This window comes from Hydrogenivirga caldilitoris, assembly GCF_003664005.1.
In the GTDB taxonomy this organism is placed as follows: Bacteria; Aquificota; Aquificia; order Aquificales; family Aquificaceae; genus Hydrogenivirga; species Hydrogenivirga caldilitoris.
This window is the reverse complement of the sequence record NZ_RCCJ01000001.1, coordinates 513824-530739: the sequence shown is the minus strand read 5'-3', so window position 1 is coordinate 530739 and position 16916 is coordinate 513824. Positions and strand designations below refer to the sequence as shown.

The window sequence follows — 16916 nt, the reverse complement described above, 5'->3', positions numbered from 1 at the left end:
GTATGCGTGCTTTTGTTGGCTTTTTCACAACCAAGGGTATCTATGAGCACGTTGAGAAATTGAGAGAGGAAACTAAAGGATACGTGAAAGGTAAATGGGTAGAGCCTCAGAACCTTCATATGACATTCCAGTTTCTGGGGGATATTTCCCAGGAACAAGCAGTTAGCGTACTTAAAAATCTCCAAAGCTTAGCGGAAAAGTACTCCCCCTTCAAGGTGCAGTACAGGTCTCTGGGGGTGTTTCCAGACAGAAAAAGACCCAGAATACTGTGGATAGGTGTATCAAGAGGAGAGAACAAACTGAAGAGATTAGCCAATGAGGTTGCTCAGCTGAACAAGAGGGCTGGCATAAGGGTTGACGCAAAGCCCTTCCATCCCCACGTCACCGTGTGCAGAATCAAAGAAGCGGACAAAAGGAAGCTCGGGAGCTTGATGAACAGGTATAAGAACTTTAACTTCGGTGAGGAGAGTGTTGACAGGATAGCTCTCATCTCAAGCTCTTTAAGCAGCATAGGTCCTATATACACGGTGGTTGAAGAGTTTTACTTCAGGAGGGAAGAGTCTTGACAACTTACAGAGATGCAGGAGTTGATATTGACAGGGCAAACGAATTTGTTGAGTACATAAAGGAAAAGGTAAAAGGTTCCTTTTCTCAGGAATTGGTCACAGAGTTTGGTGGCTTCGCAAGTGGGATAGAAGTAAAAGGTTACAGAGAACCCGTGATATTTTCCTCTACCGATGGGGTGGGAACGAAATTGAAGGTCGCTCAGGAGCTTGGCGTTCATGACACAGTGGGGATTGACCTCGTTGCCATGAACGTGAATGACGTTTTAACTACTGGAGCTGACCCCTTATTCTTTCTGGATTACATAGCGGTCGGGAAGATAGAGCTTGAAACTCTTAAGAAGGTTATAAACGGGATTATTGAAGGATGCAAGATGGGAGAGGTCTTCCTTGCAGGAGGGGAGACAGCTGAGATGCCTGGCTTTTACCCGGAAGGGGTTTATGACCTTGCCGGCTTCTGCGTGGGTATATGTGAAAAGGGGGATGTAATAACAGGAAAGGAGATTTCACCTGGCGACATACTGGTGGGTATAAGGTCATCAGGTTTTCACAGCAACGGATTCTCCCTGATAAGGAAAGTCCTCAAGGATAGCGGTGTAAAACTTACGGATAAAATTGAAGAATTTGGTAAGAGCGTTGGTGAGGTTCTACTGACACCAACAAGGATATACACACGGGAAGTAAAGAGATTAAAGTCCCAGGTAAAGGTCAAGGGACTCGCCCATATAACGGGTGGAGGCATACCTGAGAACCTCATAAGAGTCCTACCAAGAGATGTCAGAGCTGTAGTGGAGAAGGAAAGAATACCGGAGAACCCAGTTTTTCCTTGGATTCAACAGCTTGGCGGTGTGGAAGAGAGGGAGATGTTCAGAACATTCAACATGGGAGTAGGAATGATAGCTGTTGTATCCGAGGCAGATAAAGAAAGAGCCCTTGAGATACTTGGAAAAGACTCCTTTCTGTGCGGTTATATAGAGAAGGGAGAGAGAAGCGTAAAAGTTATTTAACTGCCAGGTCTATGATCCCCTTCGCTATATCCTCCTTAAAGGTTTTAAAGGAAGAGTGCATCTCAATGAGTCTCTCAAGCAAATCCGTGTTAAGCCTTATATCTCTACCCTCCACCTTAAACAGGTCAAACCTCTCGGCAAAACTATCTATCTGCTCATAGTATCCGGGGTTTTTATACAGGTAGAAGACTTCCGGGAAGTATTTGGAAAGCCTGAGTATGATCTTCTCCACAGGTACAAGCTCTCCATTTATATGGGTGTCTATAAAACCCTTCTCTTCCCTTACGAGAACCTCCGCTCCTTCCCTCTCGGCGAGCATAAGGGACCCCATAACTATGCCTACAAGCGTTGCAAGGTCTATCTCCTGGAAGTTATCCCCCAAGAGGTCCTTCTTACCTGCCAGGGAGAGGGACTTCTCCTCTTCGTCATAGAAGTAAATGTGGTTCAGACCTTCCGTAAAGGAGGAGTAATGAGCCGCCTCAACGTGGGCGTACCTTTTTCCGGTTTTCCCGAAGACGCTGAAGGTTTTATCTGAGAGGAGGAAGGTGTTGTAGGCTCCGTGCTCCGCCTTTATAAAAACCCCTTCGTAGCTACCATTTGAGAGAACCTCCATGTCTTCGGTGAAGTAAATTACCTCCTTCTCGGTTATGGCAACGGGACCATCGTAATCGGAGAGAACTTTAAGTCCATCGGCGAGAGCCTTCTCGGATAGCTTCTCTCCTTCCGTTGATAGCTTGTATAGAAAGTTCCCCGCTATCACAAAGAGGAAGTTACCGAGGACATCAACCGACTTTACAGGCTTGTCCAAGATGTCGGATACGGGAAGTCTCACTATCTCCGGCTCAGCGAACCTCTCCGCAGGAACCCTGTAAATCCCTTCCGCGGTCACAAAGAATACGTCTCTGAGGTCGCTTGCTATATCTTTTACCTCATTACCCGCATCTATTTCCACGGTTTCACCGTTGCTCCTGTCCATCCTAACCAACTTTGCTCCACCAGCACCTACAAGGTGGTATCTGGTGTTGGTGAGCTTTCTGGGTGTTTCCGAAAGTTTCGCAGACTGCCAGACTACATTCTCTTTGTGCGTCTCTATAAACTCTTTTTTGGATATACCCTCAACTCTGTAGTCTCTTGATATAAATATCCTCTCTGCATCACAGTAAATTTCCATCTTATACCTCCCTTTAAATATTGTATCACCTGCACTTCTCAAACTTTATACTCTCTATACCAAGAAGGTGAGCATACTGAAGCTGGGTCTGGGTCATAACCTTAATCACATCCGCCTCTTTATCCGGGTTCTTCATAACAAGGGTCAAGGTCTCTCTCCTCTTACCTTCGCTCTTTACGTCACAGAAAGGAATGTGAAGTCCTGATATCTCCCTCCTTAATATCTCTGGAAATATCCCTCTCTTTACGAACAGGACCTTTTCGTAAACCCTTTTAACCTTCTCGTAAAACTTCTTATACCTGGCTTCGTTTTCCATGAAATACTTATCCTTTATAACCTGAAGTGGGTAACCGTAAGAATTCAGTTCATCTATTATTTCGGTTCTTAGCCCCTCCTCTTGCGCTTTTTTATCCAACACATCAAGCCTCTTCTCCACCCTCTGAACGTAATCAACGTCGCTCTTAAACTCCCCTTCCGTTATCCCAAAAGCGAGAGCTCCTATAAGCGCTAACCCTATTAGAACTTCCTTCATCTCACTTTTACCTCCTCTATATATTCTCTCAGTCCTTCGGCTATCCTTTCAAGTTCCTCCTCGGTGTAGGTGTGTTTCTCCTTAAAACTGGGGTTAAGGAGGGTGTCGGTAACCACAAATTTCTGGAGGGCGTATCGCTTGGCACCCTTTATGAGCTTTCCTATTTCAAGTATGTCCTCCGGAGTCAGCTGCTCCCTGACCACCGTTGTTCTGAACTCATAGTCCACGCCGGAGTCCATTAGGAGGTGAATGCTCCTCACGATGTTCCCCACGTCAAAGTCCTCCACCCTTATGACTTCTTTGTACTTCCTGAGAGGAGCCTTTACGTCCATAGCTATGTAATCTACGAGCTCCCTCTCTATAACCTCCTTTACAACCTCCGGATGGCTCCCGTTGGTGTCAAGCTTCACGAGAAACCCCATGCTCTTTATATTTTCCATGAAATTCAAGAGGTCCTCCTGAACGGTCGGCTCTCCCCCGGTTATTACCACTCCGTCCAGAAGCCCCCTTCTGCTCCTGAGGAATCTGAAGAACACGTCCTCGGGGATAGGCTCTTCAAAGTACTCAGGGAGGACAAGGGACCTGTTGTAGCAGTAAGGACATCTGAAGTTGCACCCCTGGGTGAAAACTATGCAGGCTACCTTTCCGGGAAAATCTATGAGGGTGAACCTCTGGATACCACCTATTCGCATTTAGGTTATCCTGTAGGTCTTCCTGAGCTTGAACTCCTCCTGTTTGCCCGCATTCCACTGGCTCACCGGTCTCAGGTATCCCACAACCCTTGAGTAAACTTCGCACCTCTCACCGCATATGGGACAGGTCTCGTGCTCCCCGGAGATGTAGCCGTGGGTGGGACAGACGCTGAAGGTGGGGGTTATGGTGAAGTAGGGTAGCCTGTAATTCTCGCAGACCTTCCTGACGAAGTTCTTTACGCTCTCCGAATCCCTTATCCTCTCTCCCACAAAGAAATGAACCACCGTGCCGCCGGTGTACCTTACCTGGAGTTTGTCCTGATGCTCAAGAACTTCAAAGGGGTCGTCGGTGTAGTTTACGGGCAGCTGGGTGGAGTTGGTGTAGAAGGGTTCCGCTCCCCTCTTTACCTCCTCCTCGTTTGCCACTATTATGTCCGGATACCTCTCCTTATCAAGCTTTGCGAGCCTGTAGGAGGCTCCCTCTGCAGGTGTAGCCTCAAGGTTGTAAAGGTTCCCTGTCTCCTCCTGATACTGGAGGAGCTTCTCCCTCATGAAGTCTAAAACCCTGATGGCGAATTCCCTTCCCTTTGGGTCTGCTATGCTTACACCGAAGAGGTTGAGACAAGCCTCGTTCATACCTACCAGTCCTATAGTAGAGAAGTGATTCTTCCAGTACTCGCCGAACCTCTCCTTTACCATCCTCAAATAGAACTTTGAGTAAGGGTAGAGACCCTTCTCCATAAAGTCCTCTATCGCTCTCCTCTTTATCTCTAGGCTCTCCTTAGCTAAGTCCATGAGCCTCCCGAGCCTTTCAAAGAACTCCTCCTCGCTCTCGGAGAGGTATCCGAGCCTCGGCATATTTATGGTAACTACTCCTATAGAGCCCGTCAGAGGGTTGGCACCGAAGTACCCTCCTCCCCTCTTCAGGAGCTCCCTCGTTTCAAGCCTGAGCCTGCAACACATACTCCTCACGTCCTCAGGCTTCATGTCCGAGTTTATGAAGTTGGCGAAGTAGGGTATGCCGTACTTGGCGGTCATCTCCCAGAGACCCTTTAGCTTGGGGTTGTCCCAGTCAAAGTCGGGCGTGATGTTGTAGGTTGGTATGGGAAAGGTGAAAACCCTTCCCCTCGCGTCCCCCTCGGTCATAACCTCGAAGAAAGCTTGGTTTATCATGTCCACCTCTTCCTGGAACTCTCCGTAGGTCTCGTTCTTAACCTCTCCACCGACGATAACAGCCTGGTCTGCGAGGAAAGCGGGAACCTTAAGGTCAAAGGTGAGGTTCGTGAAGGGGGTCTGGAATCCCGTTCTCGTAGGGACGTTGAGGTTGTAAACGAACTCCTGTATAGCCTGCTTCACCTGTCTGTAGCTCAGTCCGTCGTACCTTACGAAGGGTGCCATGAGTGTGTCAAAGTTGGAGAACGCCTGAGCACCCGCCGCCTCCCCCTGAAGGGTATAAAGGAAGTTCACTGCCTGACCAAGGGCTGAGGTGAAATGTTTGGGAGGTCTGCTCTCTATCTTTCCGGGAACTCCCTTAAAGCCTGTCATGAGGAGGTCCAGGAGGTCCCATCCCATACAGTAAACGCTCAGAACCTGAAGGTCGTGGATGTGGAAGTCTCCGTTTATATGAGCCTCCGCTATCTTCTCGGGGTATATCCTCTTGAGCCAGTAGTTCCTTATGACCTTTGAGGTGACGTAGAAGTTAAGACCCTGAAGGGAGTAGGTCATGTTGCTGTTCTCTCTTACCTCCCAGTCTAACTTTTCTAAGTATTCATCAACAAGCTTAATCTCGTCCATAGGGTTTAATTTAATTTCATTAGAAAGGGAATTAAAGGAGCTTACCGTAAAGCTCCTCGTGCTCCCTTACGAACCTGTCCATTTTAAAGAATTTAGCTCTCTCCCTTGCCTTCTCCGACTTCTCTTTCCAGAGTCTGGAGTTTTCCAACAGGGAGGCCATAGCTTCCGCGACCCTGTCTTCGTTCTCCTCACATATAATTCCTCCTTCACCGATGACCTCAGGAGCCGCTCCCCTGCCGAGAGCCACAACAGGAAGCCCTGAAGCCATTGCCTCTGCAAGGACAAGCCCGAAGGTTTCTGTTTTTGACGGAAGGAAAAACAGGGAAGCCCTGCTGTAAAGGTCAGGGAGCCTTTCCCTTTTCAAGTTTCCAAGGAATTCAACCTTCAAATTCAGCTTTTTGGCAAGCTTCTCAAGTTTTTTTCTCTCCGGTCCTTCACCCACCAAGAGATAATCAAAATTACCCATCCTTTGGAGCTTGGCTATAACCCTAAAACCGAAACTCAGGTTCTTTTCAGGAGCTAGCCTGCAGACGGTTACCACAGTTTTACCAAACTCCGCCTTGCCTCTGAAAAAGTAGTCCGGAATACCGGGATATATGACCTTCGTTATCCTACTTCTATCCAAAAACCTCTCATAGGTCTTCCTCTGATACTCAGATATGAATACGAGCGCGTCTGATTGCCTGCTCATAAAACCGACTAGAGCCTTGGCAAAACCACCTCTGTCTATTTTCAGCGTGTATTGGGAAACGTGGCTCGGATCTATGTAAATTGAGCCAACTACCGGTTTTCCTATATTCTTTGATACCAGGAGAGCTAATATTCCCGCCGTAAAAGGTTCGTGGTAGTGGATTATGTCTGGATTGAACTCCTTCATAGTTCTTATAAGCCCGATACTTGGAAAGACCATCTCAGCTTTATCGTAAAAGGGAAACTTCAAGCTTGGAAGGTTAAAAACTCTGAAACCTTCAGCCGCCTCATCCGTCTCCTGTCCGGTTACAACTAAGACTTCGTGCCCTTCGTCTCTAAGCCCTTTAGCAAGGTCAATAACTATCTTTGTGCCTCCTCCCATGTCCCCCCTGAAGTTATCTGTGAATAAAGCCACCCTCATCTACCTTCTCTTACCCTGATTATTTTCTCCTTCAATTCTGCCAGCTTCAGCAGTGCCTGTAAGGGCGTTGTATTTGCCACATCTATGGATAATACGTCCTCTATAATGGCATCTAACTCCGCCTCTGTTATGCTCTTTTCTGAACGTTTAAAAGTCTCCTCCAAGAGGGGCAGGCTCTTGTCCTCAAAACTGAGCAGGATTTCTTTAGCCCTGTTTATAAGCTCCTCAGGCAATCCGGCCATCCTTGCAACCTCTATACCGAAGCTCCCTTCAGCTTTACCGGGTAGCAGTGTATATAGGAAAACTACGCCGCTGCCCTCTTCACTCACAGCCATGTGGTAATTTTTCACCCCTCTAACTTTCCCCTCAAGCTCTGTAAGCTCAAGGAAGTGGGTGGCAAGTAAAGTCCTAGCTCCGATTCTTCTGGAAATGAACTCAGTTAGCGCTTTGGTTATGGCTATCCCGTCATAGGTTGAAGTTCCCCTTCCTATCTCGTCAAGAATTATGAGACTTCTGTCTGTGGCGTTCAGTAACATACTAGCCACATCTAGCATCTCGTTCATAAAGGTAGAGACACCAAGGGCGAGGATATCTCCAGAACCTATACGAGTATATATGGCGTCAACACTCCCAATTTTAGCCCTTTTAGCGGGAACAAAGCTACCCATATGAGCCAGCAAGACTATCAGAGCCACCTGTCTTATGTAGCTGGACTTACCAGCCATGTTCGGTCCCGTTATCAGGTGTATAAAACTCTCCTCATTTATGAAGGTATCGTTTGGCACGTAGCTTCTGGTAAAAGCTTCAATAACAGGATGTTTCCCCTCCTCTATCTCTATGCAGAACTCATCGTTGACCTCCGGTTTAACCCATCCCTTTTTGTCGGCAACCTCCGCAAGAGCCTGTATGTAATCTATCTCTCCCACGATCTGGGCGTTCCTGCCGACCTTCTCAAGTTCTCCATTTATCTTCTCCCTCAGCTGAACAAAGAGTTCGTACTCTATATCGTTTATCCTGCTCTGGGCGGAGAGTATTTTCTCCTCAAGCCTGCTTAGCTCTTCCGTTATGAACCGCTCTGCATTGGTCAGTGTTTGTCTCCTCCTAAAATGCTCAGGCACGTACTTGAGGTTGGGTTTAGTCACCTCTATGTAGTAACCCATAACCTTGTTGTAACCAACCTTCAGGCTAGATATGCCTGTCTCCTTCCTGAGTTTTTTCTCATACTCCTTTAAGAGCTTCCTTGTGTTGTCCCTAACGAAACGTAGCTCATCTAAGAACCCATCAACACCGGCTTTTATAAGTCCCCCTTCTTTCACATGAATAGGTGGCTCATCAACCAAAACCCTGTCTATCTCATCAGCTATGCTTTTCAGGCTCTCAAGGTTTACCACCATATCCTTAAAGAGCCCTGAACCAAGACTCCCTATCTCCTCCCTGAGGTCCTCCACCTTGTAAAGGGTGTTCTTTAGGTGAAGGATATCACGTGGAGTCGCCATGTTAGCACTTATACGTGATACGAGTCTTTCAAGGTCAGCCATTCCTGACAGTATCTCTCTGAGCCTGCACCTTTTCTCCCTATTTTGTACGAGCTCCTCAACAGCTTCCTGTACTTTACTTATCCTATCAACGTTTCTAAAAGGGTTCAGTATATGGAACTTAAGTCTCCTGCGCCCCATGCCCGTAAGGGTCATGTCAAGAACCCCAAAGAGTGAATGGTCTTTCCTCCCCTCTATACTCTCAAGAAGCTCAAGTCCCCTTCTAACCTTCAGGTCTATGCGCACAAAACCTTCGTCTTGAAAGGGTTTTGGTTTTTTGATAAAGGGCGTGAAACCTTTTTGGGTAAGCTTTGCGTACCTGTACGCCGCGCCAAGGGGAATAAGAAACTCCTCCTCATCAAAGCCCAACGCCCTTGCGCTGTGTATGTCAAACGCCTTCCTTAGAAGTTCTACACCCTCTTCAAAGAACTCATCATCCAGTTTTGTTATAAATACGCTCAGGGTTTTTATCACCGCCGAGGGGGGTTCTTCTCCCTCTTTAATCAGAAGCTCCTTTATGTTGAACTTGGAAAGAAAATCAAGGAGTTCTTCAGTCTTTACCCTTGCACCCACAAAATCACCGATTGACAGGTTCAGATATGCAAGGTAATAAAACTTCCCCTTTCTGTATATACAGGCAAACCCGGCGGTGTCTTTCTCAAAGTATGTGCCGGGGGTTATTACCCGGACAACTTCCCTCTTTACTATACTCTTAGCCTGAGAGGCATCTTCAACCTGCTCACATATAGCTATCTTGAAACCCCTCTGAACAAGCCTCTTTATGTAATTATCGGCGGAGTGATAAGGAACACCGCACATGGGTATCCTCTCCCTTCCCTTCCCGGCAGGTCTTGAGGTAAGTACCAGGTTTAACTCCTTTGAGCCGACCACCGCATCTTCGTAAAAGAGTTCGTAAAAGTCTCCCAGCCTGAAGAATAGAAGACAGTCCGAATACTCGTTTTTAAAGTAGTGGTATTGGGCAAGCATGGGGGTAAGCTCTTGGTTTCTGTCCTTCATATTTCTTTTAAAGATATATCTTACACCTTATAAACAAGAATATCCCCGTAGTACCTTCCCATCAGTGTTACGTAGTTCAATATCTTCTTCAGGTTCCTTATGCCTTTAAGGTCTTCCGGGGTTTTTAGAGCACCCTTTAGTCTCCTTCTTATTATCTCTCTTGCCGTTTCTATACCTATTCCAGGAACTTTTATTAGAAGTTCGTAATCCGCCCTGTTCAACTCAACCGGGAAGAGGTGGATGTTCCTCTCAGCCCACGCCTCCTTTGGGTCCCTATCCTCTGGGAGTTTACCGTTCTCAAAAGGCAGCTCTTTCCATGAGAAGCCGTAATCCCTTATAAGGAAGTCTGCCTGATAGAGCCGATGCTCTCTTCTTTTTGATTCGGGAGGTCTGTTCTCAAGAGGAGTATCTTTCACGGGGAAGAAGGCGCTGTAATAAACGCGGTTGAGTCTTAGTTTTCTGTAAAGGTACTCACTACTCCTGAGAAGTTCCTCATCGGTCTCACCGCTGACCCCTACCATTACCTGGGTTATGTGGCTTTTACTTTCGTAGTTCTCAAGGAGTCTGCTTACCTGGGCTATCTTTGGAATTATTTCATTCCTGAGGCTTTTTCCTTTAGCTATACGTTTAAGCCTGTCCTCGTTGGGAGCTTCTATATTCATAGAAATCCTATCAGCAAGCTTGACTGCTTCCTCAAGCGTCTGTAGACTCACACCGGGCATGAGTTTAAGGTGTATGTACCCCTTATACCCGTACCTTTTTCTGAGAATGCTGGCTGTATCTATGAGCTTCTCCATGGTTACCTCAGGGTGGATGAATATTCCAGAGGACAGGAAGAGTCCCCGAACTCTCCCCTTTCTGTAAAGCTCCATGAAACCCTTAGCCATGTCCTCAGGGTTTATGAATAGCCTCGGTGTGTTGTCCCTGTCCCTTCTGAAGACGCAGTAATCACAGTTCTTATCGCAGTAAGTTGAAAGCATGGTTTTCAGTATGGGCTTCTTCCCCATCGGTGTGGACGCTTTGTATATGCATCCCTCAAGGTCAGGTTCTTTCTCACATTCAAACTTTGCAAGTTTTGAAAGAAGCCTAAGTTTCCTCTGGGGTTCCATGTATAAGATTAAGATAATAGGAAACTTGACAAAGGTCAGCAACTTGGACTTCCCAGGGAATATGCTTTAACAAACCTTTGGAGGTAGAGAATGACAGACTTAGAGGAGCTTGCGGTGAGCTTTGGAAAGTTCGTCGCCGAGAGGGACGAGATACAGATAGAGGATATAACCGATGAGACGGTTGAGGAGGTTGTTCAGGAGTTCATAAGACAGGTTCTGAAAGGTAAAAAGCTGAGTGAGGACGAGCTCGCCCTCGTGAGGGTCGCCGTTGAACACGGACTCTACGACGGGGCAACCGTGAACGAGATGGAGGGTTAGAGCCTCCTTGATATAAAGAAGTTTCCTCCAACAAACAGGAGACCCCCTATCAGTAGGAGGGCTATAACGTTGGGGTAGAGTTCCGAGAGACCGAGACCTTTGAATATTATCCCGAAGGCAGACTCTATGTAAAACCTGAGGGGCATGAGGAGGGAGAGATACTGGAAGAACTTGGGCATGGACTCTATAGGGGACCATGTTCCCGAAAGGTAGAGCATCGGCATCAGGGTCATCATCGTCAATTGGATTACCTGGAGCATGTTCCTCGCGAAGGAGGCTATGAACATACCGAGCCCTGTGGTGGCGAAGGCGTAAACCGAGGTGATGAGGAGGAATGTGGCGTAACTTCCCCTGAAGGGAGCGCCAAGGATTCCCTTTATAACGACCGTTAGGGATAGAAACGTGAAGATAAGGATTACGAGGGTCATCGCAAGGGACTTGGTGAGAAAGAAAAGACGTGTAGGGAAGGGAGATATGAGAACCATCTCAATGTTGCCCATCTCCTTCTCCCTTATAACCGCGGAAGCGGGAAGAATAACGAGGAGCAGTGTCAGGACGGTGAGGAGCTCGGAGACCCCCATAAAGTAGGTGCTGTCCGCGTTCTGATTGAAGAGAAACCTCCTCCTGACCTCCAAGGGCTTCTCTTCAAAACCGAGTTCCTTTATGAGAAAGTCCGAGATTATCCTTGAGGAGTATCCCGAGAAGAGGTTGCTCGCCGAAGCCTCCGAACCGTTCACCAGTATCCCTATCCTGACCTTCTTCCCCTCCATGAACCTCTCCTCAAACTTCGGAGGTATCCTTATAACACCTATGGCTCTATCCTCCAGGAGTAGCTCATCTATCTCGTCTTCTCCTAAGACGTAACCCTTAAAGGAAAAGAAGGGCTCTCTGAACTTAGACACGAGCTCCCTTGATAAGGGTGAGTTATCGTAGTCCTGAACGTAGAAGCTCGCGTTTTTGAGACTCACGTCCATGCTAACGGCGGCTATGTAAACATCAAGGGTGAAGGCGTAGGTGACGAAGATAAGGAGTCCCCAGTTTCTCAGGAACTGAACGACCTCCTTGTAAAGAAAGAAAAGAAAACCTCTCATCTCTCCCTCTTCTTAAACCTTATGTAGCTCAGGCTCAGGAACAGGATGTAAAAGAAGAGTATCGCCACCGTATCTTTAAGCAGAGAAAGGGGTCCGACTCCCTTGAGGAAACTACCCTTAACGATGTTCATGTAGTAAAGGGTGGGGAAGAGGTGAGCCTCTATGTAAGCTTCCCTGCCCATGGAGCTAACGGGTATGAGGTATCCAGAGTAGAGGAAAGCGGGAATTATCGTGATTATCATGGTTACCACTATCGCCCCTATCTGGGTTCTCAGGAATGTGGAGACAAGCATGCCTATGCTTGAGGAGGTGAGTATAAAGAGCTCCGTAGCAAAGAAGAAGAAGGGGTAGTTCCCCCTGAAGGGAACCTTGAAGAGGAATACGACCACCAAAGAGAGAAAGAGGACGTTAACGGTGTATACGCTCAGGGTCAGTAGCTGTTTTCCCAGGAGATACTCAAGCCTCCCCACAGGTGAGGTGTAGATGTTGTAAATCGTCCCCCTCTCCCTTTCCCGTGAGAATATTATCGCCGTGAATATGGCTGGCGATACAGTGAAGACAACTGCGAGTATTCCCGAAGAGGTTATGTGCTTCTGCTTTAGCTCCTCGTTGAACCAGTAACGGGTGTCTATGCTGAAGGGCATTTCCCTCAGGTGGGGTATCAGGTCAAGGATGAAGCTGTTTGCGACTGCATCCACGTAAGTTCCGGACACTTCCGCCTGGAAGGGGAACGTTCCATCTATAAGAACCTGAAGGTTCGCACTCTTCCCTTCCTTCAGCCTCTCACCGAAGCTGTCAGGTATGACAACTCCGAACTTTGCCTTCCCCCTGAGGAGAAGTTCCTCCACCTCCCTCTGGGAGGAAACGTAACCCTTAAAGTTGAAGAACTCCCTGTTTTCCTTAAGCTTGCTCACGAATTCCCTGCTGAGAGCGCTTTTGTCCTCGTCACACACGACGAAGGGAACGTTCTCCACGTCAAGGGACATCCCGTATCCGAAGAGCAGGGTTATTATCAAGGGAACAACTAAGACGACGACCCTGGATATTCTGTCCCTCGCGAGCTCCTTGAGCTCTTTAAGGTATATCGCCTTAACCCTGTGAAGCCTCATACCTCTCCAGCCTGCCGACGAAAACGTCCTCCATACTGACCTCCGCCTCCCTCAGCCACTCGTAATCTATCTCCCTCAGAACCTCCTCAGTCTCCCCTTTCGTGAAGAACTTGAGTCTCCTCCCGTAGGGGACTACCGTCAAGCCCTTCCTCTCCAGAGCCTCCAAGGAGGAGTAAAGGTCTCTGGGTTTTACCTCGTAAGCTCTCCCCTCCACAAGCTCAAGCTCCCGCTTTAAAACCGCCGGCGTGTCAAGGGCTATAACCCTACCCCTGCTCAGGAGGCAGACCCTATCGCAGAACTCAGCCTCCTCCATGTGATGGGTTGCAACGAGAACGGTTACCCCCTTCTCCTCAGACAGGTGCTTTATCAGCTTCCAGAAGAATTTTCTCTCTACTGGGTCAACTCCAGAGGTCGGCTCGTCAAGGAAGAGTATGGGAGGTCCGTGGAGGAAGGAGGATAGGAGACCGAGTCTTTGTTTAATACCGAGGGGAAGGTCTTTCACGAGGATGTTTCTGAACTCCTCAAGTCTGAGCATCCTCAAACCTTCCTCTATTCTCTCGGAAAGCTCCCCGCCCAGTATCCCGTAGGCAGAGCCCCACAGGAGGAGGTTTTCCCTAACCGTCAGGTCCGAGTAAAGGGAGAACTTCTGGGACATGTAGCCTATCCTTCTCTTTATCCTTCTAGGGTCATCCTCCCCGGCAACGAGAACCTTTCCCTCTGAGGGTTCGTAGAGACCTACGAGTATCTTTATCAGGGTCGTCTTCCCCGCTCCGTTGGGTCCGAGCAATCCGAGAACCTCACCCCTCCTGACCTCAAGGGAGACCCCGTCAAGCGCCCTGAAACTCCCGAAGAACTTGGAGACTCTGTCTACCACTATGGCAGGGTCGGGTGCCTCTCCCCTTATCCCAAAGGGAATAGATACCTCCTCTTTCCTCTCTCCCACCATCTCCACAAATATGTCCCCGGCACTCTTATCCCCAAGCTCTTCCGGGTTCATACTCTTCAAGACCTTGCCTTCGTGGAGCAGGGAGAAGAAGGTGCCCCTCTCAGCCTCGTCGGTGTAAGAGGTAGATATAATAACGGTCTTTTTCTCCTTTTGGGAGACCATGAGGAGCAGCTTCCATATTTCCCTTCTGGATATGGGGTCCACTCCCGTGGTTGGTTCGTCAAGGATTATCAGGTCCGGAAGGTGTATCAGGGAGCAGGCTATACCCAGCTTCTGCATCATGCCTCCCGAGAGCTTCCCCGCTTCTCTTTCTCTGAACTCCAAAAGTCCGGTAACTTTAAGGAGGAGCTCTTTCCTCTCCCGTGCAACCTCTTTTGGGAGAGCGTGTATCTCGGCGAAAAAATCTAAATTTTCTTCAACGCTCAAGGTGTGGTAGAGGTTATGTCCGAGACCCTCGGGCATGAAGGCTATCCTCCCCCTAACCCTCTCAACCTCCCTATAATCCCTAAAGTTCGCCCCCAAGACCCTGACCTCCCCCTCATCAAACTCCAAGACCCCAGCCAGAACCTTTAGGAGGGTTGATTTCCCTGCACCATCGGGACCGAGCAGGACTCCCAAGTCTCCCCTTTCCGCCTCAAAGGAGACACCCCTGAGAGCCTCCTTCTTCTTGTATCTCTTCCGGAGGTCCCTTACCTCAATTACCTTCATCTCAGTTCCACGTAAGCCTCGGCGGGCATACCGGGCTTCAGGACGTGTCCCGGGTTCTCCTTCAGCCTCATCTTAACCGCAAAGACCTGCTTTACCCTCGCCTCCTTCGTCTGAACCTCCTTGGGAGTAAACTCCGCTCTGTCGCTTATGTAGGAGACCACGGCGGGAAACTTCCTTTCCGGGAAGGAGTCTACCTTTACGTAAGCCTCCTGACCGAGCCTCAGAAGTCCGAGCTTCGTCTCGGGAAGGTAGCCCTTGAAGTAGAGTTCATCAAGGTTCACCACAGTAAAGAGAACCTTTCCTGGGGGAACTACCTCTCCCTCCTCAACGAACTTCTCAACCACCGTTCCCTCAATTGGAGACCGAAGTATGGTGTCCTCCAGCAATGCTCGCACCTCCTCCACCCCAGCCTCAGCCTCCCTTACCCTCTCCCTCAGAGAAGCTATCTCCTTCTCAAGAGCCTCTATCTCCTTCCTCTTCTCCCTCGCCAGCTCTATCTCCAGCTCAGCCAGTTCCACCTTCTTCCTCAATTCCTCCATAGCCTTTCCGAGAGCTCTTATCCTCTCCTCAAGGGAACCAACCTCGGTTTCTATCTCTTCAAGCTTGCTCTGGGGGATAACACCCTTACTAAAGAGTTCCCTGAACCTCTTCAGGTCCTTCAGGAGCTTCTCCTTCCTGACCTCAAGCTCCCTCTTCGTGTGCTCAAGCCCCTGAAGTTCGTCCCTCGCCACCTCCCTTCTCTTTACGGAAGCCTTCAGATTTATATCCAGCTCCTTAACGAGGAGTTCCCTTTTCACCTCAAGGGCACGGAGTTTTTCTCTTAAGGACCTCACCACAGCCTCGGCTCTTCTCAGTTTAGCCTCAAGCTCCTTAGAATCAAGCTTTGCAAGAACTTCCCCCTTCCTCACCTCCTTACCCTCCTCTACCCTCACCTCCACCACCTTCCCGCCTATCTTCGCTCCGATATCATACTCGTCTCCTTCTATCCTTCCGCTCAGGTAGAGGGCTTTCTCCTCCTTCCCGCAGGAGAACAGGAGGACGATGAGGAGGAAAAGGAGTGACTGACCCGTCAATTTTCTCATGGGAATAGTATAAGACACGGAGGTCGGCTAAAATTAGAAGTGTGGAGGAGTTAAAGAAGCTCAGAGAGGAGATAGACAGGATAGATGAGGAGATACTCCGCCTTCTGAACGAGAGGGCGAGGATAGCGAGGGAGATAGGGGAGATAAAGAAGAAGAAGAACATGGAGATTCACGTCCCCGAAAGGGAGAGGGCGATATTTGAGAAGGTCCTGAAACTGAATAAGGAGAAGTTCGGAGAGGAGTTCCCCCCGGAAGCCCTTGTCCACATATACAGGGAAATAATCTCCGCCTGCCTCTCTTTGGAGAAGCCTCTCAAGATAGCCTACCTCGGTCCTAAGGCTACCTTCACCCATCAGGCGGCTCTGGAGTTCTTCGGCTTCTCCGCCCAGTACGTCCCCTGCGCCACCATAAGGGACGTCTTCGTTGAGGTAGAGTCTGAGAGGGCGGACTACGGGGTGGTACCCGTTGAAAACACGATAGAGGGGGTCGTGAACTACACCCTTGATATGTTCCTGGAGAGCGACCTGAAGATTTCAGGAGAGGTGGTTATACCAATAAATCTGCACCTTCTCTCAAACGTAGAGAACCTTTCTGAAGTGAAGAGGGTTTACTCCCACAAGGTAGCCCTCGGTCAGTGTAGAGGGTGGCTTGAGAAAAATATGCCCAACGCTCAACTCTTGGAAACTGAGAGTACCGCCAAGGCGTGCGAGATAGTTCTTGAAGAGGAGGGCTCCGCTGCTATAGCAAGTGAGGTCGCAAGCTACACTTACCACCTGAATATCCTCGCAAGCAATATTCAAGAGAACATGGATAACTTCACCCGCTTCCTAATAGTATCTAAAAGAGAGATGAAACCCACGGGAAAGGACAAGACGAGCCTCATATTTGCTGTCAGAGATGAGCCTGGAGCTCTCTACAGAGCCCTTGAGGCTTTCTACCTGAAGGGGGTGAATCTCACGAAGATAGAATCAAGACCTTCAAGAAAGAGGGCATGGGATTACGTGTTCTTTGTTGACCTTGAAGGACATAGGGAAGATGAGAAGGTAAAGGAAGTTTTAAGAGAGTTAAAGAGCAGGACTCAGATGGTGAAGATCCTTGGCTCTTATCCTAAGGCTCTCCTGAGCGAGTAAA

Annotated in this window: 15 protein-coding genes and 1 pseudogene; 4 read left to right on the top strand and 12 right to left on the bottom strand. The window is 48.6% G+C overall.

What is annotated here, in order from left to right:
• Positions 1 to 2 precede the first annotated feature (2 nt).
• Together thpR and purM are read left to right on the top strand one after the other, a co-directional pair.
• Positions 3 to 566 carry an RNA 2',3'-cyclic phosphodiesterase gene (gene thpR / locus BCF55_RS02895; RefSeq protein ID WP_121009744.1) on the top strand — a complete coding sequence of 188 codons (564 nt, stop codon included), beginning with the start codon at positions 3 to 5 and terminating at the stop codon, positions 564 to 566.
• Positions 563 to 1570: a phosphoribosylformylglycinamidine cyclo-ligase gene (purM, locus tag BCF55_RS02890; protein ID WP_121009741.1), complete on the top strand. Its 1008-nt coding sequence runs from the start codon at positions 563 to 565 to the stop codon at positions 1568 to 1570. Before thpR ends, purM begins: the two co-directional genes overlap by 4 nt.
• Here the strand turns inward: purM and BCF55_RS02885 are convergent.
• From BCF55_RS02885 to BCF55_RS02855, 7 genes are read right to left on the bottom strand one after another with little or no spacing between them, the layout of a single operon-like run.
• The gene (locus BCF55_RS02885) at positions 1563 to 2741 is read right to left on the bottom strand and encodes a hypothetical protein (RefSeq protein ID WP_121009739.1); all 1179 of its coding nucleotides are present in this window, start codon (positions 2739 to 2741) and stop codon (positions 1563 to 1565) included. The genes purM and BCF55_RS02885 overlap by 8 nt on opposite strands.
• 25 nt (positions 2742 to 2766) lie before the next feature.
• Positions 2767 to 3273, bottom strand: a complete 507-nt coding sequence (locus tag BCF55_RS02880; RefSeq protein WP_121009736.1) for a hypothetical protein — start codon at positions 3271 to 3273, stop codon at positions 2767 to 2769.
• The gene (locus BCF55_RS02875; RefSeq protein WP_121009733.1) at positions 3270 to 3965 is read right to left on the bottom strand and encodes an anaerobic ribonucleoside-triphosphate reductase activating protein; all 696 of its coding nucleotides are present in this window, start codon (positions 3963 to 3965) and stop codon (positions 3270 to 3272) included. The genes BCF55_RS02880 and BCF55_RS02875 overlap by 4 nt, the downstream gene beginning before the upstream one ends.
• Entirely contained in the window at positions 3966 to 5759 is a 1794-nt protein-coding gene (locus BCF55_RS02870) for a ribonucleoside triphosphate reductase (protein WP_121009730.1), read from the bottom strand. It lies immediately after the preceding gene.
• 31 nt (positions 5760 to 5790) lie between these two features.
• Entirely contained in the window at positions 5791 to 6870 is a 1080-nt protein-coding gene (locus BCF55_RS02865; protein ID WP_121009727.1) for a glycosyltransferase, read from the bottom strand.
• A complete protein-coding gene (mutS, locus tag BCF55_RS02860) occupies positions 6867 to 9422 on the bottom strand; it encodes a DNA mismatch repair protein MutS (protein ID WP_121009724.1) in 2556 nt (851 codons plus the stop codon). Before mutS ends, BCF55_RS02865 begins: the two co-directional genes overlap by 4 nt.
• Positions 9423 to 9442: 20 nt before the next feature.
• Positions 9443 to 10531, bottom strand: coding sequence for a radical SAM protein (locus tag BCF55_RS02855; RefSeq protein WP_121013128.1), 1089 nt, complete (start codon positions 10529 to 10531; stop codon positions 9443 to 9445).
• A 90-nt stretch (positions 10532 to 10621) separates the two neighbouring features.
• Here BCF55_RS02855 and BCF55_RS02850 point away from each other — a divergent pair, with 90 nt between their 5' ends.
• Complete coding sequence (locus BCF55_RS02850; protein WP_121009721.1) at positions 10622 to 10849, top strand: hypothetical protein; 228 nt, start codon at positions 10622 to 10624, stop codon at positions 10847 to 10849.
• On the opposite strand, the gene BCF55_RS02845 is transcribed toward BCF55_RS02850, so the two are convergent.
• The 5 genes and pseudogenes from BCF55_RS02845 to BCF55_RS02830 form a co-directional block, all read right to left on the bottom strand.
• Positions 10846 to 11940, bottom strand: a complete 1095-nt coding sequence (locus BCF55_RS02845) for an ABC transporter permease (RefSeq protein ID WP_121009717.1) — start codon at positions 11938 to 11940, stop codon at positions 10846 to 10848. The two genes, BCF55_RS02850 and BCF55_RS02845, sit on opposite strands and share 4 nt — an antisense overlap.
• Positions 11937 to 13049: an ABC transporter permease gene (locus BCF55_RS02840; protein ID WP_121009714.1), complete on the bottom strand. Its 1113-nt coding sequence runs from the start codon at positions 13047 to 13049 to the stop codon at positions 11937 to 11939. The genes BCF55_RS02845 and BCF55_RS02840 overlap by 4 nt, the downstream gene beginning before the upstream one ends.
• Positions 13030 to 13995: an ABC transporter ATP-binding protein gene (locus BCF55_RS09880; RefSeq protein ID WP_425480285.1), complete on the bottom strand. Its 966-nt coding sequence runs from the start codon at positions 13993 to 13995 to the stop codon at positions 13030 to 13032. Before BCF55_RS09880 ends, BCF55_RS02840 begins: the two co-directional genes overlap by 20 nt.
• 219 nt (positions 13996 to 14214) lie before the next feature.
• Positions 14215 to 14703: pseudogene (locus BCF55_RS09875) on the bottom strand (ATP-binding cassette domain-containing protein); the annotation flags it as partial.
• On the bottom strand, positions 14700 to 15785 hold the full coding sequence (locus tag BCF55_RS02830; RefSeq protein WP_121009708.1) for an HlyD family secretion protein: 1086 nt from the start codon (positions 15783 to 15785) through the stop codon (positions 14700 to 14702). The pseudogene BCF55_RS09875 and the gene BCF55_RS02830, both read right to left, overlap by 4 nt.
• A gap of 41 nt (positions 15786 to 15826) precedes the next feature.
• Between BCF55_RS02830 and pheA the strand changes: the two genes are divergently transcribed.
• The gene (pheA, locus tag BCF55_RS02825) at positions 15827 to 16915 is read left to right on the top strand and encodes a prephenate dehydratase (protein ID WP_121009705.1); all 1089 of its coding nucleotides are present in this window, start codon (positions 15827 to 15829) and stop codon (positions 16913 to 16915) included.
• Position 16916: the final 1 nt, after the last annotated feature.